A 25,246-nucleotide genomic window follows, 5' to 3' on the forward strand; every position below is an offset into this window, starting at 1 on the left:
CTGTACGGCACCTACCGTGCAGACCTCTTGCGTTTAAAGGTCAGGCGAGCCAGTCACTCAGGGCCCGTAGACAGGCACGGACGGCATCCGCGTGCACATGTTCATCATCTGAATGGGCGAGTAACGGGTCTCCCGGCCCAAAGTTCACGGCAGGGATCCCGAGTGCGCTGAACCGCGCCACATCGGTCCAGCCGTACTTCGGCTTGGGTTCCTCGCCGACTGCCGCGACGAAAGCCGCAGCCGCCGGATGGTTGAGCCCGGGACGGGCACCCGCTGCTGCATCGGTACGCACCACGTCGAAGCCCTCAAGCAAATTACGCACGTAATCCTCCGCCTGCCCAGGCGTCTTGTCCGGAGCGAACCGGTAATTCACTTCGACGACAGCGCGGTCAGGGATCACGTTGCCGGCCGTACCGCCAGAGATAAGCACAGCGTTGAGGCTCTCGCGGAAGTCCAGACCATCAACGGATACGGTAGTGGGCTCGTGATCCCGTAACCGCACCAACACCTCGGCGACTCCGTGAATGGCGTTCTTCCCCATCCACGCTCGGGCCGAGTGCGCGGCAAGTCCCGTCGTCGTGACGTCGAAACGGGCAGTTCCGTTACAACCGCCCTCAACTGTCCCGTTGGTCGGCTCAAGCAAAACCGCGAAATCACCGCGCAGCCATTCGGGATACTTTTCTGCGAGCCTGCCAAGACCACTGAGCGAGGCCTCAACCTCTTCGTGGTCATAAAACACGTAGGTGATGTCCCTCGAAGGCTCCGTCAGCACTGCGGCAAGGGCGAGCTGGACGGCAACCCCGCCCTTCATGTCGGTCGCTCCGCGCCCGTAGAGCACTTCGCCGTCCCACGTGCTCGGCACAGTTCCACGCGACCCGGGCACGCGGGGAAGAGGCACTGTGTCCAGATGGCCCGCGAGAATGACCCGCTCTGCGCGGCCAAGGTTGGTTCGGGCCATGATGGAGTCGCCGTCCCGCACCAACTCGAGATGCCCACATCCTGCCAGGGCCGTTTCAACGGCGTCGGCGAGTGTCTCCTCATTGCCGGAAACGCTCTCGATGTCGAGGATAGCGGCCGTCAGCAGGGCAACGTCACCGGTCAGCTCCAGTGGCGGGATCTTCGAAGAAGTCATGGTCTCAACCTTAGTGTTTTTTGGTTTCGAATCGTTTCGTGGCGGAACGGACAGAAGGCAATTGCCTGCTCGGTAGAATGGAGGCCATGACTGAAACCGCTTCTGCTCCCCTGCAGCAATCCGTGTCCCTTGACCGCACTGCATTCGGCGTCGGGCTCGCCTCCACCGCCGAGGATGGAACGCTGTTGGACGTCTGGTACCCGAAGCCCGCGCTCGGCCACTCGGGAGGTCACCAGGATGACGGTGCGGAGGAGCTCCGGACGGAACTCGCGGCGATAGCCGCACCCGATTCCCTGCGAGGTGTTACCCAGGAAGTCGTCATTACTGAAAGCCGTCTCGACGAAGCTCCCACCAATGCGGCCGACGCCTACCTCCGCCTCCATCTGCTCTCCCACCGGCTGGTCCAGCCGAACAGCATCAATCTGGACGGGATCTTCGGCCTCCTCGCCAATGTTGTGTGGACAAACTTCGGCCCGTGCGCCGTTCCGAACTTCGAACTGACCCGGCTCAAGCTGCGCTCACGCGGCGCCGTGGTGGTTTACGGCGTGGACAAGTTCCCGCGCATGGTGGACTACGTCCTGCCGGCAGGCGTGCGCATCGCGGATGCCGACCGCGTCCGGCTGGGAGCCCACCTCGCTGAGGGCACCACGGTCATGCACGAGGGTTTCGTCAACTTCAATGCGGGCACGCTCGGGCACTCAATGGTCGAGGGCCGGATTTCCGCTGGCGTCGTGGTTGGCAACGGCACCGATGTAGGCGGCGGCGCCTCGATTATGGGCACCCTTTCCGGTGGCGGCAAGGAACGGATCTCCGTCGGCGAGCGCTGTCTCCTGGGGGCGCAGGCCGGAATCGGCATTTCCCTCGGTGACGATTGCATTGTCGAAGCGGGCCTGTACATCACGGCCGGCACCAAAGTGACCCTGCCGGACGCAACAGTAGTGAAGGCTGCCACGTTCTCAGGGCAGTCGGGCGTCCTCTTCATCCGAAACTCAACCACCGGCGTCGTCGAGGCACGCCAGCGGACGGGCCAAGGCATCGCGCTCAACGCAGCCCTCCACGCCAACTAGGTTCCTGCTCAGTGCCCCTCACGCAATCCCAGGCACGACGACGGCGGCGCCTCCGCGCCGGCGGCGTCCTCGCCTGCCTGATTGCCGTGGTCGGTGGCGGCGCGTACCTCGCGGTGAGCCAGCTCAATTCATCCGAGGTCCTCGTCAGGGAGCGGTGCAGCGCCGTCGTCGGCACCGACACCTATGAACTGGAGCCTGACCAGACAGCGAATGCCTCCACCATCGCCGGTATAGCAGTGAGCCGCGACCTGCCAGCCCGGGCAGCGTCCATAGCGCTGGCTACGGCCGTGCAGGAGTCCGGGCTTCGGAACCTCGACTACGGTGATCAGGCAGGCCCGGATTCCCGCGGCCTTTTCCAGCAAAGACCGTCCCAGGGTTGGGGTACCGAGGAGCAGGTCCAGGATCCGGTCTACGCTGCGGGTGCTTTTTACGACGAGCTGGTCACCGTCCCCGGGTATGAGTATCTTCCGATCACCGAGGCCGCGCAGTTCGTCCAGCGCAGTGCTTATCCGGATGCGTACGCGGATCATGAACCGGAAGCCAGGGCATTCGCCTCTGCCCTGACCGGCCAGTCCCCCGCTTCACTAAACTGCGTGCTGCGTAAGCCCACTGAGTCCGGCGATCCACGCGCCGTCTCAGACCAGCTCAGTGCCGTGTTCCCTGAAGTGGACGTGACCCCAAGCGAAAACGGCATCGTGGCAGGTGCTACCGATTCACAGGGATGGGCTGCCGCACAGTGGGCCGTTGCGCATGCCAAGGAATTCAACATCACGTCGGTCTCCCACGCTGGACTGCAGTGGAACCGGAACGAAAGCGGCTGGCGCACCTCGGAAACCGAGACGGGCACTGTGGTCATCACCGTGGCCGCTGAAAATCCCTAGGAGGGTGCGGTTTACGCGAGGAACTCGACGACGGGCTGTACGTAGCTGCGGAAGGCCGTTTCGTCGTCCTGCAGGTCCTCGCTCACCAGGAGCATCGCGGGCTCCACGAACCAGGCGCGCGGCTCGCCCAACGGCAGTTCAATGATCTTCAGCGAGAAATTGCGGGCGTTGCGTCCCAGTTCCAGCTCCCGTTCGCGGACGAGGTTGCCGAAGTCGAAGGTTGACCGGTTCCGCAGGCGTTCGAGGCTGCGTCTTCGCCAGTCTTCATCCCACTCCTGCACCCAGGTCATGGCGGTGCCGTAGTGGGCGGATGTGAGGCGTTGGAGCGCTGGCATCGCGTCCAGTTCCGGGAACTGAGGGGGAGTAGGAAAGACATGCCTCATCGCGTTACTGGAGACGAGCCCGTACCACCAGGCATCCCATTCGACGCGCAAGGCCGTCAGACCTCCGACGGCGTGAACCGTCTGACTCGCATCAAGGCAATGCACAGCAGGCTTCAGGGGCGAAACTGCCGGGACTCCGATGGCACCAAGCCCGGCGCAGTCACGCAGGTACAGGGCGAAACACATCGCCGGCGCGGCATCCATGGAAACCCGCCAGGAACGTGAACCGCTAAGCTGCATTCTCTGTCCAGGCCTCCCCTGCCAGCGACCGCGGCCGACACTTCGGTGTGATCTTTCCCAGTTGTTTCCTAAGGGTAGACCGATCCCCTGCTCTGCTCCAGAGCGCAACAAGAACCTGAGTCAACGGGGGAGATTCAGCCCATTTGCGGGCGATGTGCTGTCACGAACAAACTTGACGGCATTCGCTCGGTACGCTGGGAAACATGAAGATACTCGTCACCGGCGGAAGCGGTTACATCGGCTCACACACAACACTCGCGCTGTTGGAGGCGGGGCACGAAGTTGTCGTGGTGGATAACCTGTACAACTCCAGCGAAACGGCCCTGGAGCGCGTGCAGGAGCTGGCGGGCCGGGAAGTGGCCTTCCGCAACGTGGACCTGCTGGACGAAACCGCCCTTGACGCCGTGTTCGAGGCGGAGGCGGTGGACGCCGTCATTCACTTCGCCGGGCTCAAGGCAGTGGGCGAATCCGTTGAAAAGCCGCTGTACTACTACCACAACAACGTGGGCGGAACCCTGAACCTCCTGCGGACCATGGACCGCCACAACGTGCGGACCCTGGTTTTCAGCTCCTCGGCCACGGTGTATGGCGCATCCGAGCAGGTGCCGTTGATCGAGAAGATGCCGCTGGACGCCACCAACCCCTACGGCCGCACCAAGGAACAGATCGAAGACATCCTGAGCGATGTCGGGGCAGCTGACGCCAGCTGGAACATCGCGCTCCTGCGCTACTTCAATCCCGTCGGCGCACATGAATCCGGGCGGATCGGCGAGGACCCCACGGGCATCCCCAACAACCTGCTGCCGTTCGTCGCGCAGGTGGCAGTCGGGCGACGCGAGAAGGTCATGGTTTTCGGCAACGACTACCCCACCCCGGACGGTACGGGTATCCGCGACTACATTCACGTCGTCGACCTCGCGGACGGGCATGTGGCGGCGCTCAACTTCCTGACGACCCACTCCGGCGTTCACCGCTGGAACCTTGGTACGGGAAACGGTTCGTCGGTGTTGGAGGTCCTTGCTGCCTTCTCCCGGGCCGCCGGGCACCAGATTCCCTACGAGTTCGCCCCACGCCGCCCCGGCGACGCCGCGATCAGCTACGCGGACCCCTCCTCCGCTCTGGCGGACCTTGGTTGGTCCGCGCACCGCTCACTGGACCAGATGTGCGAGGACCACTGGCGCTGGCAGAAAGACAATCCTGAAGGCTACGCCTCCTAGAGCGCGCACTGTCCGTCCCCGCTGAAAGTACGACGGCGGGGGGTCACCTTCGATACGAAGGTAACCGCCCGCCGTCGTACTTTGCGGTAGTCCGGGTCTAGCGTGCGGGGTACTGCCGCTCCGGCTCGCCCGTGTACAACTGCCGCGGACGGCCGATCTTGGTTTGGGGATCCTTGATCATCTCGCGCCACTGGGCGATCCAGCCTGGCAGGCGGCCGATCGCAAACAGCACCGTGAACATTTTCTCCGGGAAGCCCATGGCCTTGTAGATCAGGCCGGTGTAGAAGTCCACGTTCGGGTAGAGCTTGCGTTCGATGAAGTAGTCATCGGCCAGCGCCTTCTCTTCGAGGCGCATGGCGATGTCCAGCATCTCGTCGTTGCCGCCAAGCCGGGAGAGGATCTCGTGGGCTGTCGCCTTGACGATCTTGGCCCGCGGATCATAGTTCTTGTAGACGCGGTGCCCGAAGCCCATGAGCTTCACGCCGTCTTCCTTGTTCTTGACCTTCTCCATGAAATCTTCAGGCTTCATTCCGGTGCCCTGGATGTCCCGGAGCATGTTCAGCACGGCTTCGTTTGCCCCGCCGTGAAGCGGGCCGAAGAGGGCGTTGATGCCGGCAGAGATCGAGGCGAACATGTTCGCGTTCGAGCTGCCCACCAGCCGCACTGTGGAGGTGGAACAGTTCTGCTCGTGATCGGCGTGCAGGATGAGCAGCAGGTCGAGGGCTTTCACCATCGCCGGATCGAGGTCATACGGCTCGGCGGGAAGGCCGAAGGAAAGCCGCATGAAGTTCTCCACCAGGTTCATGGAGTTGTCCGGGTAAAGCATGGGCTGGCCGATGGACTTCTTGTGCGCGTACGCGGCAATAACGGGGAGCTTGGCCATCAGGCGGAAGGTGGAGAGCTCAACCTGCTCGTCATCGAATGGGTCGAGCGAGTCCTGGTAGAACGTGGACAGCGCAGAGACGGCCGAGGACAGCACCGGCATGGGGTGTGCGTCCCTCGGGAACCCGCCGAAGAAGCCCTTCAGCTCCTCATGGAGGAGGGTGTGGCGGCGGATCCGCTGGTCGAAAGCATCAAGCTCGGTGGGGGTGGGGAGGTTGCCGTAGATGAGGAGGTAGGACACCTCGAGAAAGCTGGAGTGCTGCGCCAGCTGGTCAATGGGGTATCCCCGGTAGCGGAGGATTCCCTGGTCGCCGTCGATGTAGGTGATAGCTGACGTGGTGGCCGCCGTGTTCATGAACCCGGGGTCGAAGGTCACCGCACCGGTCTGCTTAAGAAGCTTCGATACGTCATACCCGGGGTTGCCTTCAGCTGCGGAAATCAGCGGGAGGCTAAGGTTGCCCCCGTCATACTGCAGCGAGGCACCGTTGTGCTCAGTCATGGACTCTCCTTGTGGAGCTGTGAGTGAAAGCGGGCTAATCACCTAAAACGCTACCGGGCGGAGCGCCTTCAGCACTAATTGGAGGGGCGGTTGTTGTGCAATAGCAACACCGCGTCAGCCATGCAGCCGGGCGGCCGCCGACTCTATCCGTTCGTCGGATCCGGTCAGGGCCACGCGGATGAAGCCGTTCCCAGCTTCACCATAGAACGTGCCCGGACCAACGATGATGCCCAGGTCAGCGAACCGGTTCACCGTCTGCCAGGTGTCCTCCCCCGCGGTGGCCCAGAGGTAGAGGCCCGCATTCGAGTGATCGACCCGGAGGCCAAATGATTCCAGCGCTGGCTTCAACACTTCCCGGCGGGTCCGGTACAGGGCCTTCTGCGCAGCCACATGCCCGTCATCACCGAGCGCCGCGCGCATGGCTTCCTGAACGGGGTAGGGGACGATCATTCCGGCATGTTTGCGCGAGTTGATCAGGTTCGGCATGACGGAACTGTCTCCAGCGACGAACGCGGCGCGGTAACCGGCAAGGTTGGATTGCTTGCTCAGCGAGTACACGGCGAGCAGTGATTCCGTGGACCCGCCGCTGACCGCTGCATCGAGGATGCTCGGAATCGGTTGTCCACCCTGGGCAGTGTCCCAGGCGTCCCAGCCGAGCTCCGCGTAACATTCGTCCGAGGCAACCATCGCCCCAAGCTGCCGGGCGTCGTCGACAATTGCCTTGAGCTCCTCGGCCCGGAGAACTGTCCCGGTGGGATTGGACGGGGAATTCACCCACACCAGCCGGACCCTGCTACGGGTGGCAGCATCCAGGGCGCTCAGCGAATCGGCGGCCACTGGAGTAGCACCGGCGAAGTGCGCGCCCATGTCGTAGGTCGGGTAGGCGACGGTAGGCCGTACGACGACGTCGCCGGGACCGAGTCCGAGCAGGGTCGGCAGCCAGGCCACGAGCTCCTTGGACCCGACGGTGGGCATAATGTCCGCTGGATCCAGTCCGTGCACATTGCGACGACGGCGGAACCACGCCGAAATGGCTTCCCTCAGCTCGGGTGTTCCGTGGGTCGTCGGGTAGCCGGGCGCATTGGACGCGCCGCGAAGGGCTTCCTGCACCAGGTCCGGAGTGGAATCGACGGGCGTGCCGATGGAGAGGTTGACCGCACCGTCCGGATGTTGTTGCGCCCGCTCCACGTAAGGCGCCAGGGCGTCCCAGGGGTAGTCCGGCAGGGTCAGCCCGAAGGCCCGGCTGGGACTCACGCGGTTGTTACGCTTCCTGGTTCTGCGGAGGCAGGACAGCGATGATCGGGTGGTCCTTGCCGGTATTACCCAGCTTGGCCGCTCCGCCCGGGGACCCAATGTCATCGAAGAACTCGACGTTGGCCTTGTAGTACTCCGCCCACTCGTCCGGAGTGTCATCCTCGTAGTAAATGGCTTCGACGGGGCAGACCGGCTCACACGCACCGCAGTCCACGCACTCATCCGGATGGATGTACAGGGACCGTTCACCTTCATAGATGCAGTCGACGGGGCATTCCTCAATGCAGGCCTTGTCTTTGACATCCACGCACGGTTGCGCGATTACGTAGGTCACTTCCCACGCCTTCCCTAGGGTTGTTGCGGTCTGGCGGCGAATGTTGCGGCGCGCCAGTGTTGCTTTTCCAGCTTAACGCAACGCAACGGGCGATCAGCATCGGCCGGCGCCCGCCGTAATATGTCGCCGTCGTCTGTTAGGTTTCGTCCATGGTCACTCCTGCCGCCTCGTTACTCGCCGAGCTGCCGCTGGGCACCCGCGTGGTGGTGCGCTACCGCATCGCGCAGGGCCTAACGGATGCCCTGGGGGATCTGGTGGCGCTGGACGCTGAAACCTGCACCATTGCAGGGAAGCGGGGCGACGCCGTCGTGCCGTTGGACGCGGTGACCGCTGCGAAGCGCGTCCCTCCCCCGCCGGAGCCCAGGGCGCGCAGACACTGACCTAACAACGTATGACCTGCGTGTGATTGACTGTTGTCAATCAGTAGGTCATGCTGACGTATGCTTTTGGATATGGAAACAGATGAGGATGTACAGGCACGCGGCAGGGCGCTGAGCTCACCTGTCAGGCTCAGAATCCTTCGTCTCTGCCTGCACAAGGCTCGAACAAACAAGGAAATTGCCGAGGTTCTGGACCTGAACCCCGCCACCGCGCTGCATCATGTGAGAACTCTGCTGGCCACCGGATTCCTCCGCGCTGATGACCCGCGTACCGGCAATCGCGGGGCCAAGGAAATCCCCTACCGAGCCACCGGCCTTTCCTGGGGCAGCCGGGTTCCCAATGCGGCACCGGTCCTGGTGGAGACCTTTCTCCAGGAGATCGAAGGCCTGAATCCGTCGGAGATCGACGTCTGGCGGTTAGGCGTACGGCTCAATGACACCAATCGCGCGGAGATGATGGAGAAAATCCGCATCGTCTTCGAGGAATACGCACAACGCGAGTCCGACGACGACGGCACCGCTACCTCGATCATGCTGGCCCACCACCTCGACCGCGCGGCCAACTAGACCGCCCGCTGGAATTCCCGGTCTGCTGAGCGCAGGACAAGCCAGGACACCGCCACTGCGGCAACAGTCCCCACGGCCAGGCCGATGACCCAGATATAGCCCGCCACCGCCACGCCAGGTGTGTTTCCCCCCACCTGAATGCCGGTCACTATGAGGCTCGGCGAGGGACCCGCGGCAAGCAGACCAACCAATGCGTACGCGACCGATCCGGTTGCCGCAGCCACGATTACCGTACGTGCCCACAGTGCCATCAATACGGCCAAGCTCATGCTGAACACGATGGCGCCGAGTGCCCCAACCGGGACGTTCATGCTTCCCACATGCCATACATGGGCATGCAGCGCCGTGCCAACCACCGCCGCGACGACACCGGCCACCGCTGACGCTACCGATGCCCGCCAGAGCGCACTGCGACGGGAACGGCCGACGACGGCGGCAGTCGGGCTGCCGCCGTCGTCGGGTGTTCGCTTCGGCTCGCCGGGTGCCGGCGCGCTCACGCGGACTTAGGCGCGGGCGCGGGAGCGCGCTGCGCGGAGGCGTTCGTTGACGTCGAGGACGACCTTGCGGATACGGATGCTCTCGGGTGTGACTTCGACGCACTCATCTTCGCGGGCGAATTCGAGCGATTCCTCAAGGGTGAGGTTGCGCGGCGGTGTCAGGTTCTCGAAGGTGTCCGAGGAAGCGGCACGCATGTTGGTGAGCTTCTTTTCCTTGGTGATGTTGACGTCCATGTCATCGGCACGGGAGTTTTCACCGACGATCATGCCCTCGTAGACCTCTGAGGTGGGCTGCACGAAGAACGAGCCGCGCTCCTGCAGGTTGATCATGGCGAATGGCGTCACCACACCGGAGCGGTCCGCGACCATCGAGCCGTTGGTGCGGTATTCGATGTCGCCTGCCCATGGCTCGTAGCCTTCCGAGATGGACGCGGCGATACCTGCACCGCGGGTGTCCGTCAGGAAGCGGGTACGGAAACCGATGAGCCCGCGGGCAGGAACGATGAATTCCATGCGGACCCAACCCGTGCCGTGGTTGGCCATGTTGGTCATGCGGCCCTTACGGGCGGCCATAAGCTGGGTGACGCCGCCGAGGTATTCCTCGGGTACGTCAATGGTCATGTGCTCCATCGGCTCGTGGATCTTGCCGTCGACGGTCTTGGTCACAACCTGTGGTTTTCCAACTGTGAGCTCGAAGCCTTCGCGGCGCATCTGCTCGACGAGGATAGCCAGTGCGAGCTCTCCGCGGCCCTGGACCTCCCAGGCATCCGGGCGGGCCGTAGGCAGGACGCGGAGCGAGACGTTTCCGATGAGCTCCTTGTCCAGGCGGTCCTTGACCTGCCGGGCAGTGACCTTGGCACCCTTGACCCTGCCTGCGAGCGGCGAGGTGTTGATACCGATGGTGACGGAGATTGCGGGATCATCCACCGTGATGAGCGGCAGCGGCTGCGGGTTGTCGACGTCGGTCAGCGTTTCGCCGATGGTGATGCCCTCGATACCGGCGACGGCGACGATCTCACCGGGACCCGCGGACTCGGTCGGCACGCGGTCGAGTGCCTTTGTGGCGAGCAGCTCGGTGATCTTGACGGACTTGAGCTCACCGTTCTGGCGTGCCCAGGCCACGGTCTGGCCCTTGCGGAGGGTGCCGTTGAAGATGCGCAGCAGCGCGAGGCGGCCGAGGAATGGCGAAGCGTCGAGGTTGGTGACGTGGGCCTGGAGAACGCCGTCCGGGTTGTATCGGGGCGCCGGGATGTGCTCGATGATTGTCTGGAACAGTGGCTCCAGGTTGTCATTCGAGGGGATGGTGCCGTCTTCGGGCTGCTCGAGGGAGGCTGCGCCGGCTCGTGCCGCGGCGTAGACAACGGGAACGTTGAGAATCAGGTCGAGGTCCAGATCGGGAACCTCGTCGGCGAGGTCGGATGCAAGGCCCAGAAGCAGGTCCATTGACTCGCTGACGACCTCGTCGATACGGGAGTCGGGGCGGTCGGTCTTGTTGACCAACAAGATCACGGGGAGCTTCGCGGCGAGAGCCTTACGGAGGACGAAGCGCGTCTGGGGCAGTGGGCCCTCGGACGCATCGACGAGAAGAACCACGCCGTCAACCATCGACAGGCCGCGCTCAACCTCGCCACCGAAGTCAGCGTGCCCTGGAGTGTCGATCACGTTGATGGTGATGGTTTCTCCCTCTGCCGCAGGTCCGTTGTAGAACACCGTGGTGTTCTTCGCGAGGATGGTGATGCCCTTTTCACGTTCAAGGTCACCGGAGTCCATGACCCGGTCCTCGAGATGGTTGTGGGCAGCAAAGGAGTTGGTCTGCCTGAGCATGGCGTCAACAAGGGTCGTCTTGCCATGGTCCACGTGGGCAACGATGGCGACGTTACGGAGGTCGCTGCGGATGGCAGTGTTGCTCGTGGAAACAGACATGCGTAATGACTCAATTCATGGGGGAACAGATGGGTCGATCAGAAATGATGGGCGGGCGACACAGCGCGCACTGCTACCAGTCTAAGCGCTGACCAAAAGATGGCCTAAACGGGTCTCGCTGCTCAGGCGCAAAAACGGGCGGCACCCACCTGAAAGTGGGTGCCGCCGTCGTCCTCTGTTGTGGCTGTAGCTGCTGTGCGCTGGCTACTCCGCTGCAGCCAGCAGGCGGGCCCGCAGTTCACGGCGCTCCCGCTGCTTCTCGGGGTCTGGTAGCGGCACGGCTGCGAGGAGCCGCTGTGTGTAGGGATCCTGGGGGTTGCGGAGAATCTGGTCACGCGTTCCCTGCTCGACGATCTTGCCCCGACGCATCACGCAGATGTAATCGGCGAGCACGTCCACCACTGCGAGGTCGTGGGTGACGAACAGGCAGGCGAAGCCCATCTCCTGCTGGAGGTTCTGGAACAGCTCGAGCACCTTCGCCTGCACTGAAACGTCGAGGGCCGACGTCGGTTCGTCAGCGACCATCAGCTTCGGCTTCAGGGAGAGCGCCCGGGCAATTCCCACGCGCTGCTTTTGCCCGCCGGAAAGCTCGTGCGGGTAGCGGTTGCGGTAGGAACGGGGCAGCTCGACCTGGTCAAGCAGTGTTTCGATGCGCTTCTGGAGGTCCGCCCCCTTCGCCTCACCGGCGAGGAACATCGGCTCGCCGATGCTTTCACCGATAGGCAGGCGGGGGTTGAGCGAGGATGACGGGTCCTGGAAGACCATACCCACGTTCCGGCGCACCGCACCGAGTTCACGGGAGGTCGGCTTGAGACCCGAGATGTCAGTGCCGACGACACGAAGCGAGCCTCCTGCAACGGGCAAGAGCCCGACGGCGGCGCGGCCGATAGTCGTCTTGCCGGAGCCGGACTCCCCCACCAGCCCCATAACTTCGCCGGGGTGAATGCTCAGCGTGGCACCTTCAACGGCACGGAACGCCGGAACACGGCCTTGCTTCGGGTACTCGATGGCGACATCGCGCAACTCAAGGACTGCTTCGCCCTGGCGTTCACGCCGCTCCTCGACGCTCGCCTCCAGCCCCTTCAGCACGGCCTGTTCCCGACGAATGAGCTCGTCGTGGTCCACACCCGCAAGTTCCGACTTGGTCGCTGCCGCAAGAGCCGCCGTGATGTCGACGTCGTCACCTCCACCGTCGCCGCCCTGCCCCAGGTGGGGAACTGCCGCAAGCAGATCCTTTGTGTACGGATGCTCCGGGTTGCTGAAGATCTTCTCCGCGGTCCCGGTCTCGACGATGACACCCTTACGCATCACCGCGATGCGGTCCGCGAGGTCCGCCACCACGCCCATGTCGTGGGTGATGAGGACGATGGCGCTGTCCAACTTGTTGCGCAGATTGCGCATCAGGTCCAGGATCTCAGCCTGGACAGTGACGTCGAGTGCGGTCGTTGGCTCGTCTGCGATGAGCAGCTTCGGATCGCAGGAGAGCGACTGCGCGATCATTGCTCGCTGGCGCTGGCCACCGGAGAGCTGGTGAGGGTAGGAGCGGAATGCCTTCTCGGGATCAGGAAGCTCGACCATGTCGAGCAGTTTGATCGCGCGTTCCCGCGCTTCATCGGGAGAGATCGCATTGTGCAGGCGTAGCGTCTCGACGATCTGGAATCCGACGGTGTACACGGGGTTGAGCGCCGTCATGGGCTCCTGGAAGATTACCGCTACGTCATTGCCGCGGACCTCACGAAGTTTGTGCGCCGACAGGTTGAGGATCGATCGACCGTTGAGGTTGACCTCGCCGGTGACCCTGCTGTTGCTCGGAAGCAGGCCGAGGAGCGCCATTGAGCTTGCGCTCTTACCGGACCCGGATTCACCAACGATGGCGAGGACCTCGCCTGCGTTGACGTGGTAACTAAGGTCGATGGCCGCTGGGACCCATTCCTTCTCGACGCCGAAGTCGACGCTGAGGTTCTTGACTTCGAGCACAGGCCCGCGGGCCGTTTTAGGCGTGTCGCCGCTCCCGGAGCCTTCGATGATGTCGTTGGTCATAGTGCTGTCCTTCCACTGTGTGACCGTTGGAGCTGTGCAGCTGCGCGACCTGTTTGGCCGTTAATTACTGCACTGAACCTGGATGTTGGAAATATAGGGGTATGAACTTGCCAACTGGACCGATAGAGACCACTGTCTTCCGCCCCCGCAGCAGCAAATGGATACTCATAATCGCTGGGATCATTGCGGGAATCGGACTGATTGGTTCCGTGATCACGAATGGACCGCTCGCCCTGCTCTCTTCCGGTCCCCTGCTGGCGATGGGAGCCGTGGCCTGGTGGCTCTTCTGGTATCCATCCGTTGTTATCGGGCCGGCAGGAGTTGAGCTGCGCAATCCGCTGCGAACGTTCGAAGTGCCGTGGGCCGCCCTGGTTCACGTCGATACCAAGTACGCGCTGAAGCTTGTTACGCCCCACCGCAGTTACACGGCGTGGGCCGCGCCGGCACCGGGCGTCCGGGGGACCTACGCAGGCAAACCTGAGCACATGCAAAACCTGCCGGGCAGCAGTTATGGTCCCGCGGGGAGCGTTCGTCCCGGTGATCTGCGCAACACGGATTCCGGTTTGGCCGCCCTGCTGGTTCGCTCGGAGTGGGAGCGGCAGGTCCACGAGGGTCTTGTCGATATCGACGCAACCGACCGGGCGACCGTACGCATTAGAGTCGCCTGGCTGCCGATGACGGTGGTTGCCGGTCTGCTGTTGCTGAGCGCCGTGACGCTGGGCGTTCGGTAACAGCAGACCAGCGTCACGCGGGGTGATGCGGCCCGCATGCGTGCGGGAGGCCCGGACCATTTATGCCGGCTTCCTGGGCTCTGCAGCCTTCTTCGCGTTGAACTTCTTCTGGCGGGGATCGAACGCATCGCGCAGACCGTCGCCGATGAAGTTGATCGAGAGACAGATGATCACGATGAACAGACCGGGCCACCAGAACAGCCACGGACGGGTGGCGAACGCAGCCTGGTTGTCGCTGATCAAACTACCGAGCGAAATGTCAGGCGGCTGAACACCCAGGCCGAGGAATGAGAGACCTGTTTCAAGCAGAATTGCGGACGCCATGACCAGCGTCGTGTTCACAATGATTACCCCGACGGCGTTCGGAAGAATGTGCTTGAAAATGATTCGGCTGTTTGACGCGCCGGCGATACGGGCGGCATCCACAAACTCCCGTTCACGAAGACTGAGGAATTCCGCTCGAACGAGGCGGGCAAGTCCAGTCCAGATGATGCAACCAACGAAGATACCCAGGAGAATTACGCCTGCGCTGCCCCCGAAGATACTTCCGAAGAATGTGCCTTCTCCCGAAACAGAACTCCCGAACTTGCCAAGGACTGCTGCGAGGATGAGCAGCGGGATGATGATGATGATGTCGGTGAGGCGCATCAGGATTGCTTCCACGATCCCGCGGAAGTAACCCGACACTCCACCGATGATCACGCCAATAGCAGCCCCGATGAATCCGATGATGAACATGATGATCAGCGAAAGCTGGGCCCCGCGCATGGTCATGGCGAAGAGGTCACGACCGACACGGTCCTGTCCGAATGGGTGGTCACCGAAGTTGAACGGCAACTGCCAGGTCGGCGCCCCGTTGGGAGTGGCGAGCGACGGCGTCTCTGTGTAGTTCCACTTCCACCAACCTGGGATGCCCGCATACCCGATGGAGGAGAAGGCCAGTATTACGACACCAATAAAGATGACGATGCTGATGACGGCCGCAGTGTGACCGAAGAACCGTTTGCGGACAATTTGTCCTTGACTCAGGCCCTTTGTCTCGTCGGGTTTCTGCTCAGTGGTGTGCTTTGCTGTGGTGCTCATGCCTTCACCCTTACGCGCGGATCAAGAACGGAATAGACAAGGTCGGCGACCAGGTTGAAGACCAACGCCAGCATTCCCGTGATCAGGAAGACACCCATCACGGGGTTCAGGTCAACCTCCCGAAGGGCTACCACGAAGAGCTGACCCATCCCACTGAAGGCGAATACCTGCTCAGTGATGATGGCGCCGCCGATCAGGCCGCCGATATCGAAGGCGACAAGTGTGGCCAGGGGGATCAACGCATTCCGGAACGCATGGCGCATCACGATGGTTCGCTCCCCCAGACCTTTAGCCCGGGCGGTTCGGATGTAGTCCTGGTTCATGATCTCCAGCATCGAAGCTCTGGAGTAACGGCTATAGCCAGCGAGCGAGATGAGCATGAGCGCGATGGTGGGCAAAAGCAGGTGGGTATATGTATCCAGCCCGCCGACCCAGAAGTCACCATTCAGGTTCGGTGTAGCCGAACCGATCGTGGCGATCGGCCGGCCGTTAATGCGGTTGTTGTTGAAGTACTCGGGCCAGGACTGCATGAACCGGTCGAGCACGATCAGGAAACCCATCAGGAATGCTGTGATGCCGGCAGCGGTCATATTCTGTCGCCGGTCATACCCACCCATGAAGTAGCCGACTGCCAGGCCGACGAGGATTGTCGCGACGCCCAGCAACAGGACCATCAGGAAGGTTGCCCTGTCCAGCAAGGGCTGGACAGCAAAATAGGCGACAACGCCGATGGCAACCACAATGAGCGAACTGTAAAGGGCTTTGCGGTTCTTGAGACCTGCGCTCAGAATCGTGACCAGGTAGGCGATGCCGACGCCCATGAGGGCGATAACCACCGGGCCGAAGGCTGGAGTCATAAACCATCCGGTCAGGTCCAGGAGCCAAAGTAGAGCCACGGCGAAAGCAAAGCCAACTGCGGCGTATAGCAGTCGCTTCTTCAGCGCTCCAGTCGACACAAGATAGAACAGGAAGGCGCTGAGCAGTCCGCAGATCACCAACGTCGTCACGGAGAAGTTTGGATCGCGGAGGAAATTGTTAAAACCGATGGCTCCGAACTCCTTCAGCAGGACCGCGACCCAGAACACAGGAAGCGAGAAGAAGAGGAAAGCCATGAACGTGACACCGTAATCGAGGCCGCTGTACTGGCGCAGTGCGGTGATGATGCCGAGCGTGATCCCGATGAGGATCGCCAGGATGGTCGCGGCGGTCACGAGGAGGATGGTCTGGCCCATCGCCCTCTCTAGAAGTTGAGTCACCTCGGCGCCGTTTACGGCGTTACCCAAGTCACAGGTCGCGGCGAACGGTACCAGGCAACCAGCGGCTCCAGCGAGCCAGTCGAAGTAGCGGAGGACGGGCGGAACGTCGAGATTCAGCAGGTCGGTGCGAAACGCGATGAGTTGTTCCCTGTTTGGAGCGTTACTTTCACGAAGGCCTGCAAGAGGATCGCCTGACACCGCTGTCAGGATGTAGACCAGGAAAGAAGCACCAAGAAGTATGAGTACAGCGACGATCAGCCGCCGAACGATATACGTCAGCATTGTTAGTAGCCTCAGAGTTGAGCGTCCGGGATCAACCCGGTTGGGACCCGGACAATCCGGGATGTCAAGAAAGAGCGTAATCCAGGTCACGCTTCTGGTGAATTTGGGGATTCCCAATCAGTGACGACATTGTCCTGACTGGACGGGCACGTCAGGAAGCGCTGGAGGCTTTAGCGACTCCAGCGCTTCCTGATCTCGTTATTCGAGCAGACTTATTGCAGCGCAGATTACTCGGCTACAGTCCACTCCCAGTAGTTCCACCAGATACCGTCCTGGTTGGACATGTACTCAGTTCCCTGGATGCGGTCAGCCACGCCGTTGATTCCGACGGACTGGAACAGCGGAAGGCCGAATCCGGTCTCGTAGAGTTTGGTGTCAACAAGTGTCTGCAGTTCCTGCTGCTCAGCAGGATCGGTGGTGAGGATCAGCTCGTCCATGGCTGTCTGTGCCTCTTCATCGCACCACTTCGCGTAGTTGGATGCTGAACCACAGCCATAGAGCTGAGGCGTACCGGTCACGCCAACACCTGGGCTGATCCAACCGAAGATGGTTGCATCCCAGCGGGAGCCGCCTTCTTCAAGAGCCGGACCCCATTCAGCGCCGGGCAGTCCAACGTTTTCGATGACGAACCCAGCCTGCGTAGCGCTTTCAGCGATCAGGGTGTAAGCGTCAACACGGTTCGGGTTCTCAGCGTTATACATGATGCGGACTGTCGGAGTTGCTCCGTCGAGCAGTTCCTTGGCACCTTCGATGTCAACCTCGGCGTACTCGGACGAGCCGTTCTCCTCGATTGCAGCGAGGTAAGGCTCGGTTCCGAAGTCGAAGATGTGTGACTGGCGGGGACCAGCCTCAGGATCGAGGGGGCGGATAGTGGCATCGACGATCGCCTCAAGCGGGACAGTCTTCATAAATGCCTTGCGCACGTTCTCGTCAGCGAACACTCCACCCTCTTGGAAAAGATCCAGGTGGTCGAAGGAAAGTTCAGGTCCCTCAAGGATCTGGACGCCTTCAATAGCTTCAAGGGAGGTCAGCGTGTCAGCAGAAGCCTGAGGCTGAATGATGTCAACCTCTCCGTTCTGAAGAGCTTGCACCTGAGCGTTCGCATCGCCGATGTAGCGGATCGTGACTTCGTCGATCGCAGGAACCGGTCCCCAGTTGTACTCTTCGTTGCGAACCAGCGTCATGGACTGATCCGGAACCATCTCAGAGACCACGTACGGCCCGTTCGAAAGGTAGAGCGAAGGATCGCTGGGGAGGCTGGTGGAATCGAAGCCTGTGTTCCAGAAATCTGCAATAGCCTGGATTTCGGGGCGATCCTCCGGGTTCTCGGGATCACCTTCTGGTGCGTTCTGAATCGCTTCGATTAGCGCATCGCCATCAGCCAACCCAGCGTTCGTTGCGACAACGTGAGCCGGGGTATCCGTGATTCCGAAGGCGATTTCCCAGTCCGCGTAAGGCTCGGAGTAGACCAGGGTAATGGAGCGCCCGTCTTCGCCGAGTTCCGGCATTTCGGTGAGGTCCAAACCGGAGGTGGAGGCGGAAGCGAAGTAAGTTGTACCGGTTTCGTCACCTTCTGCTTCGGGGTCAGGGTCGTTTTCGTCATCGAAGTAGGCAGAAGACGAAGCCCAGGAAAGCAGCAGGTCATCCGCATCGACCGGTTCACCGTCAGACCAGGTAACGCCTTCGTTAACTGTGTAGGTGATGGTTAGCGGATCCTCGGAGACAAGCTCGTAAGTACCGAAGTCTTCACGAGGGACAACCTCGAGGTCGCTGTTGATGTAATTGAAGTCGTTACTCGTGAGCAGCGCGACCTTGTTGTTGATGTCTACGTTGCCTACGGCTGTGTCCGAGTTGAACGAGCTGAAGGGGTTAACTTCAGCAACGGTCACGGTGCCACCGCTAGCCTCGCCCCCGCCGCCCTCTCCCGGATCTTCGCCGCCGCTGTTGGTCTCAGCGCAGGCACTCAGTGCAAGTGCAGCAATCGCGGCTACACCTACGGCTTTGGAAGTACGTCCGAAACGCATTCCGCCTCCTTGTTTCATGTTGTGGAAGATGTCCTTCATGGTTTTACAAAGGACTGACACGCACCCTGATGTTCAAAGTGGCGTGCCTCACATGATCAGAAGCCTAAGGGGTAATTGTTACCGGAAGGTATCGAATGAGAAGTGGGGTGAGGGTTGTTACCGAGATGCAACCAAATTTCACCAGGCTCAGCGAAGAGGCAGAATATGAGAGAGCGCTCTCCCCCGCACGCCGTGAATGGGGTGCAGCTCGGAAGGGTGCGCTCGACCTAGAAGCGAGACGACGCCGGTCGCCGTCGTTACCAAGACCTTCTCGAGTGCCACAACATGCCACTGATGCTTTCGGCCGCGTTGGCCCCGAGTGGACAATTTAGCGCGGGTTATCAGCGCCCCACCGTACACTTCAGTGCATGAGTCTCCCGAGTGCTTATCTCACGTCTTTTAAGAACACGAGTTCTATTCTGCAGGCGCTACAGGCGGCACAGGCGCCGCCTCGATTCACTCAACGCTTCCTCGAGGGACTGGGCTTCGCAAACACCAACGACCGCGCGATCATCAATGTGTTGAAGACGCTGGGATTCTTGGACGATTCAGGAGTGCCGCAGGCCCGCTATCACCGCTTTCTCGACCAGACTCAATCAGCTCTGGTACTTGCCGAAGGCATCAGTGAGGCATACGAAGACCTGTTCAGGGTCAACCGCAACGCGCACACTCTGAACGCGACCGAAGTCAAGAACAAGATGAAGACTCTTTCGGAGGGCGCATTCACCGATCGGATACTTACTCAGATGGCCGGGACTTTCACTACTTTGGTGAAGGCCGCCGACTTCAAGTCGTCCCCTTCACCTATATCTACGGCGGAGTCCAAGCCAGAGGAGTCGACTCACGAGCCCGCAAATCGTTCGAACGGCAAGCTACCCTCGGTAGCACCAATGAGCAACGGGGGCACGCCATTCGGCAGCCTTGCGTACAACTTCAACATCCAACTACCCGAGTCACGAGACCCCGCCGTCTACAACGCAATCTTCAAGGCCCTGCGGGAACACTTCCAATGAGCGCTGACAATCGGGCACTCATGTACGACTTTGTGTACCGGGCAATGCTCGCTGAGGAGGCCTTGGACGTCGCTGGGCGTCTCAAGCTGGGCTTCGTACCGGAAGCCGCGGAGGTAGCGGAGGCGTTGAGTTTTGAGCTCTTCGACGAAGATCTACTGACCCAAGCGCGCCTCATGTCCGCTGTCTACACGGCAATTGCTGCGTTCGAGATGTCGGTGCGAAGGTTCGTTACGAAGGTCCTAGTGGATACATACGGCGAAGACTGGTGGGACAGGGGAGTTTCAGAGAAGATTCGAAAGTTCGTGAGCACACGGCGAGCAGAAGAGGAGAAAGTAAAGTGGCACGGCACTCGGGGCGACGATCTCCTCAGCTACACCGAATTAGGTCAATTGCCGCAGATCATGCAGCAGAACTGGTCCTGTTTCGAGGCTTACGTCCCTCGGGTGGATTGGGCGACTGCACTTTTTTCGACCTTGGAGCGATCCCGCAATGTGATCATGCATAGCGGCTCGTTGTCACTGTCTGACGTCGAACGTATCGGTATGCATATCCGTGACTGGAACAAACAGGTTGCGCTGTGATCTGGGGCTTAGTCAGGGGCCGCCTCGAATTCGTCGGCGATGGGCTCGCGGCTGGACTCGCTTCCTAGACGTTGAAGCGGAACTCCACGACGTCGCCGTCGGACATTACATAGTCCTTGCCCTCGATGCGCACCTTGCCGCGGGACTTTGCCTCAGCCATGGTCCCCGCTTCGAGCAGGTCCTCGAAGGACACAACCTCAGCCTTGATGAAACCGCGCTGGAAATCGGAGTGGATTACTCCTGCAGCTTCGGGGGCCGTGGCACCCTTTTTGATGGTCCAGGCCCGGGCTTCCTTCGGTCCGGCCGTGAGGTAGGTCTGCAGCCCGAGCGTGTGGAAGCCGACCCGCGCAAGCTGATCCAGCCCGGACTCTTCCTGACCGTTCATCTCGAGCATCTCGCGTGCTTCCTCAACACTCAGCTCAACGAGATCGGCTTCGAGTTTCGCGTCGAGGAAGATGCTGTCCGCCGGCTCGACAAGGGCTCGCAGTTCCTGCTGGCGGGCCGGATCGCCGAGTACTGAATCGTCGGCGTTGAATACGTAGATGAACGGCTTGGCGGTGAGCAGGCTCAGCTCGCGCAGGTGATCCATCTCGAGCTTGTCACTCTTGATTGAGGAGAAGATGGTGTCGCCACGCTCCAGCACCTCCTGGGCCGCCTGCATCGCGGCAAGCTGCGCGGCCTCGCGCTTCTTGATCTTCACTTCCTTTTCAACCCGCGGAATGGCCTTCTCCAGCGTCTGCAGGTCCGCAAGGACAAGTTCTGTGTTGATCGTTTCCATGTCAGAGACAGGATTGACCGCGCCGTCTACGTGGATTACGTCTGGGTCGTCGAACACACGGACGACCTGCGCTATGGCCTCAGCCTCACGGATATTCGCGAGGAACTGGTTCCCCAGCCCTTCACCCTCGGAAGCGCCCTTGACGATTCCTGCGATGTCGACGAAGGACACCGGCGCTGACAACGTGCGCTGCGAGCTGAACAACTCAGCAAGCTGTTGCAGCCGCGGATCCGGCAGATTGACCACGCCGACATTGGGCTCGATCGTTGCGAAGGGATAGTTCGCAGCCAAGACTGAATTCCTGGTGAGAGCGTTGAAGAGAGTTGATTTGCCGACGTTGGGCAGTCCGACGATGCCAATAGTAAGAGCCACGGGAAAATAGTCTACCGTCGAGGGCCGGCGTCACGCCGCGCCGGGCGGTCTGACGGGCCGCTGACTAAAAATGTCACCGGCGACTGCGATGGTGGATCCATGGATGGAAACACTGTTCTTCTGGTCACCCTCGCCGCCCTGATCGGGCTCCTTGTCGGCGCCGCGGGGGCTTTGGTCATGTCGCGTCGGTCCGTGCAAATGCTTCGGGAAGAGCTCGACGACGCCGGCGCGCGCCTGGGCAAGGCCGTCGTCGATTGCGCCGCAGCCGAAGCTGAGAACCGGGTGCTGAACTCCCATAACCGACAGCTCTCGGACCAATCCAGCCGGGATCAGTCTGTCCTTCGCGCGCTGGCGCCCCTCGCAGACAAGCTTGGGCAGGTGCAGGCGCAGGTTGGGCATCTCGAGCGGGAGCGTGCGCATCAGTTCGGGCAACTGGCACAGCAACTGCACTCGGCGCAGCTCTCCGACGCCAAGCTCCTCTCGACAACGCATTCGCTGGCCTCAGCGTTGCGAAGCACCACCGCACGAGGTCAGTGGGGAGAGGTGCAGCTGCGGAGGGTGGTCGAAGCCGCGGGGATGCTTCAGCGCGTCGACTTCCTTGAGCAGGCCACTGTGTCAGTCCTTTCGCGTGAATCCGGGGCATCGACGGCCCGGCCGGACATGGTGATCCAGCTGCCGGGCAACAAGCAGATTGTCGTCGATTCGAAGGTTCCGTTGAGCGCCTACCTTGAGGCGCAATCCGCTTCCGGAGCTGGAGATGAGCTCCAGCTCGCGGCGGAGGAGCGGCGGCGGCAGGATCTCCTGGTTCAGCATGTGAAGGCGGTTCGTGCGCATGTGGATAGCTTGAGCCGGAAGAAGTACTGGGAAGGCACAGCCAACTCCCCCGATCTGGTGGTGTGTTTCATTCCGGTAGAGAGCGTGCTGTCAGCTGCACTGCACACCGACCCTGCCCTGCTGGACTTCGCATTCACCCGTAACGTCGTGCTCGCCTCGCCAGTTTCCCTGCTGGCAATCCTGAAGGGAGTCGCCTTCAGCTGGCGGCAGGACGTACTGACCGAGAACGCGAAAGAGCTATATGACCTTTCCCAGGAGCTCTATGACCGCCTGGGCACCATGGGAGAGCACATCACCCGGCTCGGCAGCTCATTGAAGAGCTCGGTGGAGAAGTACAACTCCTTTGTGGGGACGTTGGAGTCACGTGTGCTTCCCACAGCGCGGAAGATCAACGCCTTCGAACCAGCCGAGAATGGTCGCGACCTCACCACCCAGAGCGTGGAATCGACTCCAAGACTCCTCAGCGCGCCGGAGTTGATCGACGGTAATGAATACGCAGTGACGCCTCGAGAACAAAGCGCCTGAATGACGGACGGTGGTTCGCATTGCGAACCACCGTCCATACAGATTCCCGTTTAGTAGATGCAGTAGTACGGAGGCCTACACCCGTCGGGCGACGCACCAGCCGCCGTTGCTATGCCTGCGCCTCCGAACATTGCAAATGCAACAAGCACTCCTGCAGTTAATGTACGAGCAATTCTCATGCGACAACCCTTCTAATTAGCTGAGGCTCGGATCGCGAGCCTTAGCGGTGAGGGAAAGCAGGTGCGCCTTCCGAAAGATCGCGGAGGAGCGATTCCTCTCGCGATATTCAAAAGCTAAGCGCGTCCGCCAGCCGATACAACGGCGGACGGCTAATTCGATCGAACGTCTGGGCAAAAACGCAAGATACGTTGACACCACTACAAGACGAGACTATCGTCTCCCGCGACCGCCCAATCCGCTGGACGGGTCGCCCATGGCCTTCAAGGCGGCCCGGATTTCCTTCGGTAGGGAGAAGATGATGTCCTCCTCGGCGGTCACAATCTCTTCCACATCGGCGTAACCATAATCAGCCAGGAGACGTAGTACGTCCTTGACCAGGTTCTCAGGTACCGAGGCGCCGGAGGTTACACCCACCGTTGAAACGCCCTCGAACCAGGATTCGTCCACCTCGTTAGCAAAATCCACCCGGTGGGACGCCTTCGCGCCGTACTCAAGCGCTACCTCAACCAACCGGACCGAGTTGGAGGAGTTGGCGGATCCCACCACGATCACCAGGTCAGTCTCAGGCGCTATCTTCTTGATGGCTGCCTGACGGTTCGAGGTGGCGTAACAGATGTCGTCGCTGGGTGGATCCTGCAGCGTCGGAAAACGATCCTTGAGCCGAGCCACCGTCTCCATGGTCTCGTCAACGCTCAACGTGGTCTGGGAGAGCCAGATCAACCTCTCCGGATCACGGACGGTGACCTTGTCCACATCCTCCGGGCCATTCACTATCTGGATATGTTCAGGAGCCTCGCCCGCTGTTCCCTCGACTTCCTCATGGCCTTCATGGCCGATCAAGAGGATGTCGAAATCGTCGCGGGCGAAACGGACAGCTTCCCGGTGGACCTTTGTCACGAGGGGGCAGGTCGCGTCGATGGTGCGCAGGTTGCGCTCTTCCGCGGATTGCACAACCGCAGGGGAGACCCCGTGGGCAGAGAACACAAGCAGCGCGCCTTCGGGCACTTCGTCAGTTTCCTCGACGAAGATTGCACCCTTCTCCTCGAGGGTGGTAACCACATGAAGGTTGTGCACAATCTGCTTCCGAACGTAGACAGGTGGCCCGTAATGGGCCAACGCCTTCTCAACAGCAATGACAGCACGATCGACACCCGCGCAGTACCCCCGAGGAGCTGCCAGCAGGACTTTCCGCATGCCGGCCACCGGCGATGCGGCATGGACCTCCTCTGGAGACCGCCGCCTCCTTGGCACGGTGGGCATGGGAACGGATATTGCTGTGCTGGACATAATTCAATGCTAACGGGCGCACCACCGGACGAAGCCCCGATGAGAGCCACTGTCCGCTATGAGCCGAGCCACCCTGACGCGGATTTGATCCCTTAGCGGCGGCTGCCTGATAGGAGCCTTCCCACGATTCCTGCTACCAGTGCCAGCACGCCCACTGCCATCGCAGCCAGACACCAAGCCTGGAAGCTTTCGACCGCACGTACGGTCAGCGCATCCTTGAATACTGCTGCAACGGCGTTCGCGTCCGCGGTCTGGTCCACCAGTTGCGGAGCGGCAGTAGCCGCAAACCACAGGAGCCCTGCGGCCAGCAGGGCTCCGAGCCCCAGTACTGCAAGCGTGGTACTACGACGCCGGGCGACAGCGAGACTGAGAACGGCACCGATTACCGCGGCCGCGGCAAGTGCCGGCCACAGAGAAGCAGCCGCTTCTGCCCGGTCGAGGACGGCACGGTAGTTGGCTTGCCCGATGTTCACCAACGCCTGATCCGGTGCGGGGACCTCCACCTGGAGCTGATTGCTGATTTCATCGGCGACCACGGCCACGAGTGGGGCAACGTCCAGCGTGAACGAAGAGGAGGTATCCACGTCCGGGGACAGCGTTCGTGGATCAGCAAAGGTCGACTGATGTGAGCGCCGCAGGGTGTCCTCCCAAGCCTGATCGAAGCCGGGCAACTCTACAATGCGCTCCGCAATTCCCGCCACAACAGGCTGGGCTGTGTCCGCAAGTTCAATGGGAAGGTTTGCCCCCGCCGTCGCTTCCTCCGCAAGGGCTCCGGCCAGAGACTGCGTGAACTCCGTATCCTCGGCCAGTGGAGACGCAAGCCGGACGAATCCATCTTCCGCCACGACCTGCGTTGCAATCCAGGCACTTGGCAGGGCCAGCAGGCCCAGTACTACGGCAAATAGAACAAAGAATGCCGACCCGACTGTTCTCATGAGCTCCTGGTTCCCTATTCCGCTTGGTCC

Annotated in this window: 23 protein-coding genes; 9 read left to right on the forward strand and 14 right to left on the reverse strand. The window is 61.4% G+C overall.

The genetic code is table 11. The features are described 5' to 3' along the window. Positions 1-40: 40 nt before the first annotated feature. Entirely contained in the window at positions 41-1,132 is a 1,092-nt protein-coding gene (gene dapE / locus ACWA1U_RS15395) for a succinyl-diaminopimelate desuccinylase (protein ID WP_463723027.1), read from the reverse strand. Between the two features lie 86 nt (positions 1,133-1,218). On the opposite strand from dapE, the gene dapD reads away from it, so the two are divergent. Further along, positions 1,219-2,199 (forward strand): 2,3,4,5-tetrahydropyridine-2,6-dicarboxylate N-succinyltransferase, encoded by a 981-nt coding sequence (dapD, locus tag ACWA1U_RS15400; RefSeq protein ID WP_463723028.1) that lies wholly within the window; start codon positions 1,219-1,221, stop codon positions 2,197-2,199. A gap of 11 nt (positions 2,200-2,210) precedes the next feature. Continuing rightward, positions 2,211-3,080, forward strand: coding sequence for a hypothetical protein (locus tag ACWA1U_RS15405; RefSeq protein WP_463723029.1), 870 nt, complete (start codon positions 2,211-2,213; stop codon positions 3,078-3,080). Between the two features lie 11 nt (positions 3,081-3,091). Here ACWA1U_RS15405 and ACWA1U_RS15410 read toward each other — a convergent pair whose 3' ends face one another. Further along, entirely contained in the window at positions 3,092-3,667 is a 576-nt protein-coding gene (locus ACWA1U_RS15410) for a hypothetical protein (protein WP_463723030.1), read from the reverse strand. Positions 3,668-3,906: 239 nt separating this feature from the next. Here ACWA1U_RS15410 and galE point away from each other — a divergent pair, with 239 nt between their 5' ends. Then, entirely contained in the window at positions 3,907-4,920 is a 1,014-nt protein-coding gene (gene galE / locus ACWA1U_RS15415; RefSeq protein WP_463723031.1) for a UDP-glucose 4-epimerase GalE, read from the forward strand. A 97-nt stretch (positions 4,921-5,017) separates the two neighbouring features. Here the strand turns inward: galE and ACWA1U_RS15420 are convergent, their stop codons facing one another. From ACWA1U_RS15420 to fdxA, 3 genes are all read right to left on the reverse strand, one after another. Continuing rightward, entirely contained in the window at positions 5,018-6,301 is a 1,284-nt protein-coding gene (locus ACWA1U_RS15420; protein WP_463723032.1) for a citrate synthase, read from the reverse strand. 114 nt (positions 6,302-6,415) lie between these two features. Further along, positions 6,416-7,555, reverse strand: a complete 1,140-nt coding sequence (gene dapC / locus ACWA1U_RS15425) for a succinyldiaminopimelate transaminase (RefSeq protein WP_463723033.1) — start codon at positions 7,553-7,555, stop codon at positions 6,416-6,418. Between the two features lie 7 nt (positions 7,556-7,562). Beyond that, complete coding sequence (gene fdxA / locus ACWA1U_RS15430) at positions 7,563-7,889, reverse strand: ferredoxin (RefSeq protein ID WP_463723034.1); 327 nt, start codon at positions 7,887-7,889, stop codon at positions 7,563-7,565. A 149-nt stretch (positions 7,890-8,038) separates the two neighbouring features. Between fdxA and ACWA1U_RS15435 the strand changes: the two genes are divergently transcribed. Together ACWA1U_RS15435 and ACWA1U_RS15440 are read left to right on the forward strand one after the other, a co-directional pair. Continuing rightward, entirely contained in the window at positions 8,039-8,269 is a 231-nt protein-coding gene (locus ACWA1U_RS15435) for a putative acetyltransferase (protein ID WP_463723035.1), read from the forward strand. Between the two features lie 72 nt (positions 8,270-8,341). Continuing rightward, positions 8,342-8,836, forward strand: a complete 495-nt coding sequence (locus ACWA1U_RS15440) for an ArsR/SmtB family transcription factor (RefSeq protein ID WP_463723036.1) — start codon at positions 8,342-8,344, stop codon at positions 8,834-8,836. Here ACWA1U_RS15440 and ACWA1U_RS15445 read toward each other — a convergent pair. The 3 genes from ACWA1U_RS15445 to ACWA1U_RS15455 all read right to left on the reverse strand — a co-directional run bounded on the left by ACWA1U_RS15445 (position 8,833) and on the right by ACWA1U_RS15455 (position 13,296). Beyond that, entirely contained in the window at positions 8,833-9,333 is a 501-nt protein-coding gene (locus ACWA1U_RS15445; protein WP_463723037.1) for a hypothetical protein, read from the reverse strand. The genes ACWA1U_RS15440 and ACWA1U_RS15445 overlap by 4 nt on opposite strands. 6 nt (positions 9,334-9,339) lie before the next feature. Next, complete coding sequence (gene typA, locus ACWA1U_RS15450; protein ID WP_463723038.1) at positions 9,340-11,256, reverse strand: translational GTPase TypA; 1,917 nt, start codon at positions 11,254-11,256, stop codon at positions 9,340-9,342. A 204-nt stretch (positions 11,257-11,460) separates the two neighbouring features. Continuing rightward, positions 11,461-13,296 (reverse strand): ABC transporter ATP-binding protein, encoded by a 1,836-nt coding sequence (locus ACWA1U_RS15455; protein ID WP_463723039.1) that lies wholly within the window; start codon positions 13,294-13,296, stop codon positions 11,461-11,463. Positions 13,297-13,397: 101 nt separating this feature from the next. Between ACWA1U_RS15455 and ACWA1U_RS15460 the strand changes: the two genes are divergently transcribed. After that, positions 13,398-14,027 carry a PH domain-containing protein gene (locus ACWA1U_RS15460; RefSeq protein WP_463723040.1) on the forward strand — a complete coding sequence of 210 codons (630 nt, stop codon included), beginning with the start codon at positions 13,398-13,400 and terminating at the stop codon, positions 14,025-14,027. 60 nt (positions 14,028-14,087) lie between these two features. Here ACWA1U_RS15460 and ACWA1U_RS15465 read toward each other — a convergent pair whose 3' ends face one another. The 3 genes from ACWA1U_RS15465 to ACWA1U_RS15475 form a co-directional block, all read right to left on the reverse strand. Next, a complete protein-coding gene (locus tag ACWA1U_RS15465; protein WP_463723041.1) occupies positions 14,088-15,110 on the reverse strand; it encodes an ABC transporter permease in 1,023 nt (340 codons plus the stop codon). After that, the gene (locus ACWA1U_RS15470) at positions 15,107-16,648 is read right to left on the reverse strand and encodes an ABC transporter permease (RefSeq protein ID WP_463723042.1); all 1,542 of its coding nucleotides are present in this window, start codon (positions 16,646-16,648) and stop codon (positions 15,107-15,109) included. The genes ACWA1U_RS15465 and ACWA1U_RS15470 overlap by 4 nt, the downstream gene beginning before the upstream one ends. Positions 16,649-16,875: 227 nt before the next feature. Further along, a complete protein-coding gene (locus tag ACWA1U_RS15475) occupies positions 16,876-18,672 on the reverse strand; it encodes an ABC transporter family substrate-binding protein (RefSeq protein WP_463723043.1) in 1,797 nt (598 codons plus the stop codon). A gap of 407 nt (positions 18,673-19,079) precedes the next feature. On the opposite strand from ACWA1U_RS15475, the gene ACWA1U_RS15480 reads away from it, so the two are divergent. Beyond that, positions 19,080-19,724 (forward strand): DUF5343 domain-containing protein, encoded by a 645-nt coding sequence (locus tag ACWA1U_RS15480; protein WP_463723044.1) that lies wholly within the window; start codon positions 19,080-19,082, stop codon positions 19,722-19,724. Next, on the forward strand, positions 19,721-20,305 hold the full coding sequence (locus ACWA1U_RS15485; protein ID WP_463723045.1) for a Swt1 family HEPN domain-containing protein: 585 nt from the start codon (positions 19,721-19,723) through the stop codon (positions 20,303-20,305). The genes ACWA1U_RS15480 and ACWA1U_RS15485 overlap by 4 nt, the downstream gene beginning before the upstream one ends. A 64-nt stretch (positions 20,306-20,369) precedes the next feature. On the opposite strand, the gene ychF is transcribed toward ACWA1U_RS15485, so the two are convergent. Next, positions 20,370-21,455 (reverse strand): redox-regulated ATPase YchF, encoded by a 1,086-nt coding sequence (gene ychF, locus ACWA1U_RS15490; protein WP_463723046.1) that lies wholly within the window; start codon positions 21,453-21,455, stop codon positions 20,370-20,372. Between the two features lie 99 nt (positions 21,456-21,554). On the opposite strand from ychF, the gene ACWA1U_RS15495 reads away from it, so the two are divergent. Then, on the forward strand, positions 21,555-22,814 hold the full coding sequence (locus ACWA1U_RS15495; RefSeq protein ID WP_463723047.1) for a DNA recombination protein RmuC: 1,260 nt from the start codon (positions 21,555-21,557) through the stop codon (positions 22,812-22,814). A gap of 390 nt (positions 22,815-23,204) precedes the next feature. Here the strand turns inward: ACWA1U_RS15495 and ACWA1U_RS15500 are convergent, their stop codons facing one another. Further along, positions 23,205-24,281 (reverse strand): 4-hydroxy-3-methylbut-2-enyl diphosphate reductase, encoded by a 1,077-nt coding sequence (locus ACWA1U_RS15500; RefSeq protein ID WP_463723048.1) that lies wholly within the window; start codon positions 24,279-24,281, stop codon positions 23,205-23,207. Positions 24,282-24,373: 92 nt separating this feature from the next. Continuing rightward, positions 24,374-25,216, reverse strand: a complete 843-nt coding sequence (locus tag ACWA1U_RS15505) for a hypothetical protein (RefSeq protein WP_463723049.1) — start codon at positions 25,214-25,216, stop codon at positions 24,374-24,376. Positions 25,217-25,246: the final 30 nt, after the last annotated feature.

The sequence above is a fragment of the Arthrobacter sp. TRD_SC_6 genome (assembly GCF_055361185.1).

What these genes read in the sequence shown, in the direction of transcription:
- dapE (WP_463723027.1), bottom strand. Translation starts at nt 1,132, where the DNA reads ATGACTTCTTCGAAGATCCCGCCACTGGAGCTGACCGGTGACGTTGCC.
- dapD (WP_463723028.1), top strand. Translation starts at nt 1,219, where the DNA reads ATGACTGAAACCGCTTCTGCTCCCCTGCAGCAATCCGTGTCCCTTGAC.
- ACWA1U_RS15410 (WP_463723030.1), bottom strand. Translation starts at nt 3,667, where the DNA reads ATGGATGCCGCGCCGGCGATGTGTTTCGCCCTGTACCTGCGTGACTGC.
- galE (WP_463723031.1), top strand. Translation starts at nt 3,907, where the DNA reads ATGAAGATACTCGTCACCGGCGGAAGCGGTTACATCGGCTCACACACA.
- ACWA1U_RS15420 (WP_463723032.1), bottom strand. Translation starts at nt 6,301, where the DNA reads ATGACTGAGCACAACGGTGCCTCGCTGCAGTATGACGGGGGCAACCTT.
- ACWA1U_RS15435 (WP_463723035.1), top strand. Translation starts at nt 8,039, where the DNA reads ATGGTCACTCCTGCCGCCTCGTTACTCGCCGAGCTGCCGCTGGGCACC.
- ACWA1U_RS15440 (WP_463723036.1), top strand. Translation starts at nt 8,342, where the DNA reads ATGGAAACAGATGAGGATGTACAGGCACGCGGCAGGGCGCTGAGCTCA.
- typA (WP_463723038.1), bottom strand. Translation starts at nt 11,256, where the DNA reads ATGTCTGTTTCCACGAGCAACACTGCCATCCGCAGCGACCTCCGTAAC.
- ACWA1U_RS15455 (WP_463723039.1), bottom strand. Translation starts at nt 13,296, where the DNA reads ATGACCAACGACATCATCGAAGGCTCCGGGAGCGGCGACACGCCTAAA.
- ACWA1U_RS15460 (WP_463723040.1), top strand. Translation starts at nt 13,398, where the DNA reads ATGAACTTGCCAACTGGACCGATAGAGACCACTGTCTTCCGCCCCCGC.
- ACWA1U_RS15465 (WP_463723041.1), bottom strand. Translation starts at nt 15,110, where the DNA reads ATGAGCACCACAGCAAAGCACACCACTGAGCAGAAACCCGACGAGACA.
- ACWA1U_RS15470 (WP_463723042.1), bottom strand. Translation starts at nt 16,648, where the DNA reads ATGCTGACGTATATCGTTCGGCGGCTGATCGTCGCTGTACTCATACTT.
- ACWA1U_RS15475 (WP_463723043.1), bottom strand. Translation starts at nt 18,672, where the DNA reads ATGCGTTTCGGACGTACTTCCAAAGCCGTAGGTGTAGCCGCGATTGCT.
- ACWA1U_RS15480 (WP_463723044.1), top strand. Translation starts at nt 19,080, where the DNA reads ATGAGTCTCCCGAGTGCTTATCTCACGTCTTTTAAGAACACGAGTTCT.
- ACWA1U_RS15485 (WP_463723045.1), top strand. Translation starts at nt 19,721, where the DNA reads ATGAGCGCTGACAATCGGGCACTCATGTACGACTTTGTGTACCGGGCA.
- ACWA1U_RS15495 (WP_463723047.1), top strand. Translation starts at nt 21,555, where the DNA reads ATGGATGGAAACACTGTTCTTCTGGTCACCCTCGCCGCCCTGATCGGG.
- ACWA1U_RS15500 (WP_463723048.1), bottom strand. Translation starts at nt 24,281, where the DNA reads ATGTCCAGCACAGCAATATCCGTTCCCATGCCCACCGTGCCAAGGAGG.
- ACWA1U_RS15505 (WP_463723049.1), bottom strand. Translation starts at nt 25,216, where the DNA reads ATGAGAACAGTCGGGTCGGCATTCTTTGTTCTATTTGCCGTAGTACTG.